Raw genomic sequence first — 8,725 nt, 5'->3', positions numbered from 1 at the left:
GGGGAGGGTTGCGCCCCCGCGGGGTGTGGCGGGGCCGGAGCCCGGTGTGGATGGAGCAGGGGCCCGGCCGGTGGGGCCGGGGGTCGGGTGGGGTGTCAGAGGCGGTTGAGGATGGTTTGGAACTGGGTGATCTCGGTGGACTGGGCCTTGATGATGGCGTCGGCGAGCTGCTTGGCGTCTGTGTTCTTGCCGGTCTTCTGCTCGGTGCCGGCCATCTGGATGGCGCCGTTGTGGTGTTCGATCATCATCTCGGCGAAGGCGCGGTCGAAGGCCGTGCCCTTGGCGGACTTGAGCTCCGTCATGTCGGCCTCGGACATCATGCCGCTCATCCCGGAGTGGTCCATGCCGGCCATGCCGGGCATCGCGGTGGGCTTTCCCCACGCCTTCAGCCAGCCGGTCATGGTCGTGATCTCCGGGTCCTGGGCCTTCGCGATCTGCGCCGCCAGGTCCTTGATCTCCTGGTCGGCGGCCCGGGTGCCGGCCAGCTCCGCCATCTCCAGGGCCTGCTGGTGGTGGGGGATCATGCCCTGGAGGAAGGTGACGTCCGCGTCGTTGAACGACGCCGGCGTGGTCTCCTGCGCGGCGGCGGAGCTGCTGGAACCGCCGTGGTTCATGCCGGGCATGCCGCCGTCGCCGCTGTCGTCGCTGCAGGCGGTGAGGGTGAGGGCGCCGGCGGCGAGGAGTCCGGCGACGGCGATGAGGCGGCCGCGGGAGAGTCCGAGCGCGCGCTTGTTGCTGGTCATGGTGATGCTGTCCTGTCTTCGGATACGGATGTACGGGCATGCCGGACACCGCCGCGTACCGGTGGGGCACGGCGGCGGGGTGGCAGCGGCCTATATCCGCAGCACCGACAGACGGGTCAGATCGGGAGGACGCGGCGGGGGCCCGCGGCGAAGGGCCGCGTCGGCGTGCGCGAGCCGCTTGGCCGGACGCGTGCCGCTGCGCGCGAACGCGGCGCGCAGCAGGGCGGCGAACGCCCAGGGGCCGAGAACCGCCAGGCACAGCGCGGCCATGTCCATCCCGGCCGCGGGGTCGTGCGTGCCGGACCCGGGTTCCGTGGCCGGTCCGTGGGGACCGGACTCGGCCGCGGGGGAGACGGCCGCCGCGGGCATGGCGGACGAGTGCGCCGCGGCGGCGTGCGCCATACCGCCGAGCCGGGTCGAGGAGTCGTCCGGGTGGCCGGTGCTGTGCATGACCACGACCCCGAGTGCGAGCACGGCGACGAACAGGAAGCGCCCGATGACGCCGCCCGCACGGGACCAGCCGGTACTCACGATCGCGATCTCCTCTCCCGGACGAGCGTACTGAAGGCCGGAGCCCGGTTGCCCGAACGGTGCACAGCGCAGGATATCCGCTAAGCTTCTTGGCGGATGCTCGGCCCACGGAAGGGGGAGGCATGCGCATGTGGACGCTGCGCCACTGGCTGGCGGCGCTCGGGGTCGCGCTGGTCGCGGGTGTCGCCATCGGCGTACCGACCGGAGTGATCAGTACGCCGCTCTACACGCGTATGACCCCGGTGCTGTGGTGGAACTACCCCGTGTGGGCCGTCACTTCGGTCCTGGAGGGGCTCCTCATCGCGACCTACGTACGGCACCGCACCCCCGCGCCGTCCACCGCAGGTGACGCCGACCCCGCACCCGCGCCCCCGGCGCCCGCGCCCCGCAGCGTGCGGGCCCTGGCCGCGGGGCTGCTGTCCGCCTTCGCCGTCGGCTGCCCGGTCTGCAACAAGCTGGTCGTGCTGGCCCTCGGAGTGAGCGGGGCCCTGTCGTACTGGGCGCCCATCCAGCCCGTGCTCGGCGTGGCCTCCGTCGGCCTGCTGGCGTACGCCCTGGTGCGACGCCTGCGCGCCGCCGAAAGCTGCCCCGTACCGGCGCCGGCCGCCGACTACGATGGTGTGCCGCCGTCGGCACGGCCCGCGCCGGCCGGTGACGAGAGGAGCGAGCGTGCGACAGCTGGGTGAGCTCGAGGCCGAGATCATGTACCGCCTCTGGGCCTGGGGGCGGCCGGCGACCGCGCGGGAGGTCCTCGTGGACCTGAACAAGCAGCGCCCCATCGCCTACAGCACCGTCAAGACCGTCGCCGACATCCTCTACCGCAAGGGCCTGCTGATCCGCGAGAAGGAAGGCCGGGCCTGGCTGTACGAGCCGACCCTGACCCGCCAGCAGTACACCGCGTCCCTGATGCAGGAGGCGCTCGGCGGCAACCCGGACACGGCCGGCGCCCTCGCCAGCTTCGTCGAGCAGATCTCGCCGCAGGAGGTGGACGCGCTGCGCCTGGCGCTGCGCACCGCGAAGCGCCGGGGCGGCTCGTGATCACGGCGCTCGCGCTGGCCGTGTACGCCGCCCTCGCGGGGGTGGCGGCGCCGTACGGGCTGGCCCGGGCGCGCTGGGCCCACCAGGCGCCGCGGATCGCCGTCCTGGCCTGGCTGGGGCTGATGGCGACCTTCGTGGTCGCGGCCTCGTCCGCCGTCTACCACGTCATGCTCGTCGAGCAGCACGTGCACGACGGCCTGGTCGGGCTGCTCAGCCTCTGCGGCGTGCCGGGCGGTGCCCCCGCCGGCGACGCGGCGCCGACGGTCACGGACGTACTCCTGCTGCTGCCTCCGGCGCTCGTCGTGCTTCTCCCGGCGGGCTGGCTGCTGCACGGTCTGTGGCGCAGCCGCCGGTTCCGGCGGCGCCATCTGGACCTGCTCGCGCTGGTCGGACGCCCCGCTCCGGAGTACGGCGCCACGGTGGTGGACCACGACGCCGCGGCCGTGTACTGCCTGCCGGGCCGGTCGCGGCGCATCGTCGTCACCCAGGGCGCCCTGGACGCGCTGACCGACGACCAGCTCCGCGCGGTGCTCGACCACGAGCGCGCCCACATCGCGGGCCGCCATCATCTGCTGCACGCCGCCGCGCGGGCCTTCGCCCGCGCCTTCCCCGGGCTCCCGCTGGCCCGGCTGGCCCGCGAGCACACCACACTCTTGCTGGAGATGGCGGCGGACGACCGGGCGCTGAGCGCGCATCCCCGGGAGGTCCTGGCGACGGCCATGTGCGAGGTGGCCGCGGGCCAGACCCCGCAGGCCGCCCTCGGCGCCGGCGGCCCCGGGGCGCTGATCCGGCTGCGCCGGGTGCTCGCGCCGCCGGCGAAGCCGCGCCGCGTCACGGGGCTCGGGCTGGTCGTCGGCTCCGTCGCGGCGCCCCTGCTGCCGCTGCTGGTGGCGTGCGGACCGGCCGTCGGCTGAGGGCGGGCGGCCCGGCCGCTGACTGACGAGGCGCGGACCGGACTCCGGCTGACAGCCGGCGGACCTGGACCCCCGCGAGATCCGGAGGGCAGCCCCTACGCGTCCCCCGAGGCCCGTCTCGCCGCGACGAGGTAGCCCGAGCCGAGCCAGCTGCGTCTTCCCCGGCTCACCGTCGGTTCGGGATGGCTGTGCCACTGGCGGAACCGCCGCCGGACGGCCTTGTCGAGCGGAGGCACCCAGGCCGTCAGGTCGTAGAACACGACGTCCTCCGGGCACAGCGCGGCGTCCCGCAGCAGCGTGCGGAGCCGTCGTGGACCGACCGCCCGGATGCCGGACCTGCCCGCTCCGTGGCGTCGGTGCGCCGGGACCCCGAGCAGCCGCTCGACCCGGCCCAGCGCCCGCAGCGCCGGCCAGTGGACGCACCACTCGAAGAGGCGGTAGGGGCTGCGGGGGTTGAGCATCGTCACGACGACGAGGCCGTCGGGGCGGGCGACCCGAGCCAGCTCGCGCAGGGCCCGACGGGTGTCCACGTACTCGAGGACCCCCGTCGCGAGGACGACGTCGAAACTCCCGTCGGCGAACGGCAGGTCCTCGATCCGGGCCACCGCCAGGCCGACCCCGCCGGCACCGCCGACGCGGCGGGCCGCCGCCCCGATCATCCCGTGCGACCGGTCGCACGCGGTGATGCGGAAGTCGCCGGGACGGGTGTCGAGCAGGTGGCGCACCAGCATGCCGGGACCGCAGCCCGCGTCGAGGAGGTCGCCGCCGGGGCAGGAGTCCAGGGACTGGCCGACGGCGTGCAGCCGGGAGCGGAAGTACCGTGCCGCGGGCGTCCATCCGTCGTACGCGGAGGCGTAGCCGGACGCCGCCGAGGGGTCCCCGAACTGCTCGGTCACGGCGATCTCGCGCGACAGCGCTCCGGTCCGGCCGGACGGCCGCGCGGTGCTCGGAACCGGCATGGGCCCTCCGTCGGCTCGCCTCTGGGATACCGCGGACATTACTGCTAAATTACTTAGCTGTATAGCGGATCCCGGATTGCGGGAGGGCGGCGCACGCGTGTGAAGGCGGCGCACGCGCGTGAAGAGGAGGCGGTGTCATGACCGGTGCGAGGAAGTCCCGGACGCGGATCGGGAGGCTGCACACCCGCTCCGTCCCGTCCCGAGCCGTCGGCTGGTCGCTCTTCTGGCTCTGCGTGATCACCCTGGTCGCGAACTGGATCGAGGAGTTCACCGACGCGGTGACCGTCCTGCCCGGCGGCCACTCGCCCTTCTACCTCGTCGGCGGCATCACCGGCGCCGGCGCGGGCCTCTGGTTCGCCGGCGTCATGGACGCCAAGGGATAGGGGCCCCGGATGCGGGCTCACCTCGCCGCCCGCTTGCCCCGGCTCCCTGTGGCCGTACTTCGCCTTGCGGCAGGATTGCCTGTCTGGAAGTGCGGGGAATGTGACGCACAGTATGGCGACAAAGAAAGTGACGGTGACGATTCCCGAGGACCTCCTGGACGACATCCGTGCGGAGGCCGCAGAGCGCGGGCTCTCGGCATACGTTGCGGAGGCCCTGCGTGCGCAGCGGGACCGTGACCGGTTGCGTGAGCTGGTGGACTCGCTGCAGGAGGAGCACGGTCCGGTCACTGCGCAGGAGCGGGGTGCCGCGCTGGAGGAGCTGGACGACCTGGACGCCGAGCACGAACGCCGGCGGCAGGACGCGAACGGGCGCGCGGGCGGGACCGCGTGACGAAGCGCGGGCCGCCCCCCACGGTCCTGGTCAGGAAGGTCTGACCGTCACCCCTCCACGACGCCCAGCTGCCGCATCAGCCCCAGGTCGTCCCAGTTCCACCAGCTCTCGTCGATCTCGCCGTTCCGGAGGCGGAACGTGGCGTGGCCCGTTCCCGTCACGGCCCGGCCGGTCGGTTCGAGTCCCTGGAAGGTGCCCGTGTGCCGGCCCTCGTAGGTGATCCGGCAGGACACCAGGTCGCCCTCGGCGATCACGCTGTCCAGCGTGAGGGTGGGGTTGAACGCGGCCATGATCTCGCCGTTCTCCAGCTTGGCCTGGGCCAGGTCGATGTCGTACGAGGAGAGGGCGGGGTCGTGCTCCCGGTAGCCGGCGGTGCACAGCTCGTCCGCCGCGTCGAGGTTCCCGCCGTTGACCACCACGTCGAAGAAGCGCTGGACGACGCTCTTGTTGAGCTGTTCGTCGCGCACCACGTCGAGGTCCGTGAACGTGGGCATCTCGTCGCAGGCCGCGACGATCTCCTGGAAGATACGGTCGGTCTCGGGGAGATGGGAGTTCTTCATCGCCTCCTCGTAGGACGGGAACTCCACGATCTCCACGACGTGGGTGGAGTCCGAGCGGTCCTGCCCGACGATCGAGTGCGTGGCGGTCCGCTTGCCCTGGGTCGCCTCGGCCCAGTTGTCCATCAGGCGGTTGAGTTGGTCGACGTCACTGGTCTTGCAGTCGATGAGCTGCACGAAGCCCATGGCGCACCTCCAGACATCCAGGTCCTTCTATCAGGCTATGCCCGGATTGCCGGTCTTGTCCTCCGTGGATACCCTCGCCGCGGTCCGCGCGGAACCGTACGTACCCCAGCGCGGTACGGCGTGCGCGGTGCCGCCAACTGACCGCGTCGTGTACGACATGGCGCGTTCGCCCCGTGTTCAGGCGGTGTCCCTAGGTTCGGCGGATGGTCGAAGCTGTGGACGCGCTGGGTGTGGTGGTGCCCGCCCGGCGCGAGGTGGCGGGGGAGCGGCGGACGCTCGTCTCCTATGTGCTGCCGGTTTTCAACGAGCGTGAGGGCATCCGGCAGTTCCACACCGAGCTGACCGCCGCCCTGGCCGCCCGGCCCGAGCTGGCCTTCGAGATCGTGTACGTGAACGACGGCTCCCGCGACGGGTCGCTCGGCGTGCTGCGCGAGCTGGCGGCCCGGGACGCGCGCGTGCGCGTCGTGGACTTCGCGCGGAACTTCGGGCACCAGATCGCCATCACCGCCGGGCTCGACGCCGCGCGCGGCGACGCGGTGATCGTGATGGACACCGATCTGCAGGACCCGCCCAAGGTGAGCCTGGAGCTGATCGACGCCTGGCTGGCCGGGGCGGAGATCGTGCACGCGCGCCGCCGCAGCCGGCGGGACTCCCTGTTCAAGCGGTCGACGGCCGCCGCGTACTACCGGATCCTGCGCTCCTGCGCCGACGCCGACATCCCGCTGGACACCGGGGACTTCCGGCTCGTGGACCGCAAGGTGGCCGACGAGCTGCGGCGGTACCGCGAACGCAGCCGGTTCGTGCGGGGGATCGTCGCCTCGATGGGCTTCACGCAGACCGAGGTGGCCTTCGACCGCGACGAGCGGTTCGCGGGGGAGACCAAGTACCCGCTGCGGAAGATGGCCCGGCTGGCGATCGACGGTGTGACGGGCTTCTCCACCGTGCCGCTGAAGCTGATCACCCGGCTGGGGTTCGCGGTCCTGGCGCTGTCCGCCGTCGGCATCGTGTACGCGGTGGCGATGAAGGTGTTCGCCCCCGACATCACCGTGTCCGGCTGGACGATGCTGATGGTCGTCGTGCTGTTCCTCGGCGGCGTGCAGATGCTGTCGCTCGGGGTGCTGGGGTCGTACATCGGGCGGACGTACAGCGAGGTGCAGGGGCGGCCGCTGTACATCGTCCGCCAGGTCATCGGGGAGGACGCCGCCCCGCCCGCCGAAGGCGCCGTACCGCATGACCGCGACTGACGCGCCGCCGCCGCCCGTCCGGGAGGGCGGCGGCTTGCGGCAGCTGGTCGGCTACACCCTCGTCGGCGGCAGCGGGGTGCTGCTGGACCTGGTGGCCTTCCTCCTGCTGTTCAACGGGCTGGGTCTGCACGAGCAGCTCGCCAACGGCGTCTCCACCACCCTCGGCATCACCAACAACTTCGTGCTGAACGCCCTGTTCACCTTCGGCAAGCGGGACCGGCTGCTGGTGCGGTTCCTGCGCTTCTACGCCGTGGGGCTCGTGGGCATCGCGCTGACCTTCGGACTGCTGTGGCTTGCCGCCGGGCGGTTCGGGGTGGATCCGAACCTCGTGAAGGCGGGGTCGCTGCCGCTGGTCCTGGCGGTGCAGTTCGTGCTCAACCGGAAGTGGAGCTTCAATTGAACCTCGGCATCATCGGGGCCGGCGCGACCGGCCTGACCGCCGCGTACGACGCGGTCCGGGCCGGGCACACCGTGACCGTGCTGGAGGCGGCCGACGAGCTGGGCGGGCTGGCCGCCTCGCTGAGCGTGCAGGGCAGGCCGCTGGAGCGCTACTACCACCACATCTTCCGCTCCGACCGGGACGTCATCGACCTGATCGGCGAGCTGGGCCTGGCCGACGACCTGCGCTTCACCAAGCCCACCACCGGCATCTACCGCGACGGACGGCTGCGCCCCTTCACCACGCCCGCCCAGATGCTGCGCTTCTTCCCGCCGCTGACCGGACTGCGGTTCGCCGCCTCGTCCGCCCTGCTGAAGGCCGTACGGAACGGGGAGCGGTTCAACGACGTCACCGCGCTGTCCTGGCTGCGCCGGTGGGCCGGGCGGCGGGCCACGGCGGAGATCTGGGAGCCGCTGCTGCGCGGCAAGTTCGGCGAGCGGGCCGAGGAGGTGTCCATGGCCTGGCTGTGGGCCCGGGTGCACTGCCGCACCTTCGAACTCGGCTATGTCGAGGGCGGGTTCGAGAAGGTGTACGCCGCGCTCGCGGACGCCGTCACCGAGCGGGGCGGGAAGATCGAGTTCGGCAAGCGGCTGGCACGGATCGCGCAGCACGGCGACACGGTCACGGTGTCCACCGAGGACGGCTCGTCGTACGACGTCGACCAGCTGATCGTCACCACCCCGCAGCCGGTCTTCGCCAAGGCGGCCGGGCTGCCCGCCGACGACACGGTCTGGCGCAACCAGTACCTCGGCGCCACGTGCTTCGTGCTGGAGCTGGACGACAGCCTCATCCCGTACTACTGGCTCAACGTCAACGACACGGACTTCCCCTTCCTGGCCGTCGTCGAGCACACCCGGATGGTGGACCGGAGCCACTACGGCGGCCGGCACGTGGTGTACGTCGGCAACTACGTGCCGCGCGACGACTGGCGGTTCACCACCGGTCCGGCGGAGCTGCTGGAGGCGTACGTGCCGTGGCTCCGGCGGCTCAACCCCGCCTTCGACCGCTCGTGGATCAAGGACTGGCACTTCTCCCGGGCACCGTTCGCCCAGCCGGTCGTCACCCCCGCGTACCGGGCGCTGATCCCGCCGCACGAGACGGCGATGAGCAGGGTCACGCTGGCGACGATGGCGCAGGTGTACCCGCAGGACCGGGGGCAGAACTACGCCGTGGCCATGGCCCGCCGGGTCACCCGCCGCGTCCTCGGCTGAGGACCCGCCTGCGCGGACCTGGTGGTGTGCCGCCTGACGAGACCGCGGAGACGGTCTCGGCTGACGCCGAGGGTGCGACGACCGAGGACTGATCCTCTCGTACACCTCCCTGCGGGGTCTCGCTGCGCG

Annotated in this window: 12 protein-coding genes; 8 read left to right on the top strand and 4 right to left on the bottom strand. The window is 72.3% G+C overall.

The annotated features are described in order from the left end of the window. Window positions 1-95: 95 nt before the first annotated feature. Together AB0M28_RS38740 and AB0M28_RS38735 are read right to left on the bottom strand one after the other, a co-directional pair. Window positions 96-743 (bottom strand): DUF305 domain-containing protein, encoded by a 648-nt coding sequence (locus tag AB0M28_RS38740; protein WP_365415247.1) that lies wholly within the window; start codon window positions 741-743, stop codon window positions 96-98. 90 nt (window positions 744-833) lie between these two features. Beyond that, window positions 834-1,274, bottom strand: coding sequence for a hypothetical protein (locus tag AB0M28_RS38735; RefSeq protein WP_365415245.1), 441 nt, complete (start codon window positions 1,272-1,274; stop codon window positions 834-836). A 122-nt stretch (window positions 1,275-1,396) separates the two neighbouring features. Here AB0M28_RS38735 and AB0M28_RS38730 point away from each other — a divergent pair, with 122 nt between their 5' ends. The 3 genes from AB0M28_RS38730 to AB0M28_RS38720 are packed head-to-tail and all read left to right on the top strand — an operon-like array spanning window position 1,397 to window position 3,226. After that, window positions 1,397-1,960: a hypothetical protein gene (locus AB0M28_RS38730; protein ID WP_365415243.1), complete on the top strand. Its 564-nt coding sequence runs from the start codon at window positions 1,397-1,399 to the stop codon at window positions 1,958-1,960. Then, window positions 1,944-2,312 carry a BlaI/MecI/CopY family transcriptional regulator gene (locus AB0M28_RS38725; protein WP_365415241.1) on the top strand — a complete coding sequence of 123 codons (369 nt, stop codon included), beginning with the start codon at window positions 1,944-1,946 and terminating at the stop codon, window positions 2,310-2,312. The genes AB0M28_RS38730 and AB0M28_RS38725 overlap by 17 nt, the downstream gene beginning before the upstream one ends. Then, window positions 2,309-3,226, top strand: a complete 918-nt coding sequence (locus AB0M28_RS38720) for a M56 family metallopeptidase (RefSeq protein ID WP_365415239.1) — start codon at window positions 2,309-2,311, stop codon at window positions 3,224-3,226. Before AB0M28_RS38725 ends, AB0M28_RS38720 begins: the two co-directional genes overlap by 4 nt. Before the next feature lie 95 nt (window positions 3,227-3,321). Here the strand turns inward: AB0M28_RS38720 and AB0M28_RS38715 are convergent, their stop codons facing one another. Further along, complete coding sequence (locus tag AB0M28_RS38715) at window positions 3,322-4,185, bottom strand: class I SAM-dependent methyltransferase (RefSeq protein WP_365415237.1); 864 nt, start codon at window positions 4,183-4,185, stop codon at window positions 3,322-3,324. Between the two features lie 137 nt (window positions 4,186-4,322). On the opposite strand from AB0M28_RS38715, the gene AB0M28_RS38710 reads away from it, so the two are divergent. Then, on the top strand, window positions 4,323-4,568 hold the full coding sequence (locus tag AB0M28_RS38710; protein ID WP_365415235.1) for a hypothetical protein: 246 nt from the start codon (window positions 4,323-4,325) through the stop codon (window positions 4,566-4,568). Window positions 4,569-4,680: 112 nt separating this feature from the next. Further along, the gene (locus tag AB0M28_RS38705) at window positions 4,681-4,959 is read left to right on the top strand and encodes a CopG family transcriptional regulator (RefSeq protein ID WP_365415233.1); all 279 of its coding nucleotides are present in this window, start codon (window positions 4,681-4,683) and stop codon (window positions 4,957-4,959) included. A 47-nt stretch (window positions 4,960-5,006) separates the two neighbouring features. On the opposite strand, the gene AB0M28_RS38700 is transcribed toward AB0M28_RS38705, so the two are convergent. Then, window positions 5,007-5,702 carry an ester cyclase gene (locus tag AB0M28_RS38700; RefSeq protein ID WP_365415231.1) on the bottom strand — a complete coding sequence of 232 codons (696 nt, stop codon included), beginning with the start codon at window positions 5,700-5,702 and terminating at the stop codon, window positions 5,007-5,009. A 203-nt stretch (window positions 5,703-5,905) separates the two neighbouring features. Between AB0M28_RS38700 and AB0M28_RS38695 the strand changes: the two genes are divergently transcribed. The 3 genes from AB0M28_RS38695 to AB0M28_RS38685 are packed head-to-tail and all read left to right on the top strand — an operon-like array spanning window position 5,906 to window position 8,596. Next, window positions 5,906-6,946, top strand: a complete 1,041-nt coding sequence (locus AB0M28_RS38695; RefSeq protein ID WP_365415229.1) for a glycosyltransferase family 2 protein — start codon at window positions 5,906-5,908, stop codon at window positions 6,944-6,946. Next, the gene (locus AB0M28_RS38690; RefSeq protein ID WP_365415227.1) at window positions 6,933-7,346 is read left to right on the top strand and encodes a GtrA family protein; all 414 of its coding nucleotides are present in this window, start codon (window positions 6,933-6,935) and stop codon (window positions 7,344-7,346) included. Before AB0M28_RS38695 ends, AB0M28_RS38690 begins: the two co-directional genes overlap by 14 nt. After that, a complete protein-coding gene (locus AB0M28_RS38685) occupies window positions 7,343-8,596 on the top strand; it encodes an NAD(P)/FAD-dependent oxidoreductase (protein WP_365415225.1) in 1,254 nt (417 codons plus the stop codon). The genes AB0M28_RS38690 and AB0M28_RS38685 overlap by 4 nt, the downstream gene beginning before the upstream one ends. Window positions 8,597-8,725: the final 129 nt, after the last annotated feature.

The sequence above is a fragment of the Streptomyces sp. NPDC051940 genome, from assembly GCF_040680895.1.
In the GTDB taxonomy this organism is placed as follows: domain Bacteria; phylum Actinomycetota; class Actinomycetes; order Streptomycetales; family Streptomycetaceae; genus Streptomyces.
This window is presented reverse-complemented; position numbering and strand designations above follow the sequence as displayed.

Excerpts from the sequence above, each read along its gene's own strand:
- AB0M28_RS38740 (WP_365415247.1), bottom strand. The coding sequence starts at position 743 with ATGACCAGCAACAAGCGCGCGCTCGGACTCTCCCGCGGCCGCCTCATC.
- AB0M28_RS38730 (WP_365415243.1), top strand. The coding sequence starts at position 1,397 with ATGCGCATGTGGACGCTGCGCCACTGGCTGGCGGCGCTCGGGGTCGCG.
- AB0M28_RS38715 (WP_365415237.1), bottom strand. The coding sequence starts at position 4,185 with ATGCCGGTTCCGAGCACCGCGCGGCCGTCCGGCCGGACCGGAGCGCTG.
- AB0M28_RS38710 (WP_365415235.1), top strand. The coding sequence starts at position 4,323 with ATGACCGGTGCGAGGAAGTCCCGGACGCGGATCGGGAGGCTGCACACC.
- AB0M28_RS38705 (WP_365415233.1), top strand. The coding sequence starts at position 4,681 with ATGGCGACAAAGAAAGTGACGGTGACGATTCCCGAGGACCTCCTGGAC.
- AB0M28_RS38700 (WP_365415231.1), bottom strand. The coding sequence starts at position 5,702 with ATGGGCTTCGTGCAGCTCATCGACTGCAAGACCAGTGACGTCGACCAA.
- AB0M28_RS38695 (WP_365415229.1), top strand. The coding sequence starts at position 5,906 with ATGGTCGAAGCTGTGGACGCGCTGGGTGTGGTGGTGCCCGCCCGGCGC.
- AB0M28_RS38690 (WP_365415227.1), top strand. The coding sequence starts at position 6,933 with ATGACCGCGACTGACGCGCCGCCGCCGCCCGTCCGGGAGGGCGGCGGC.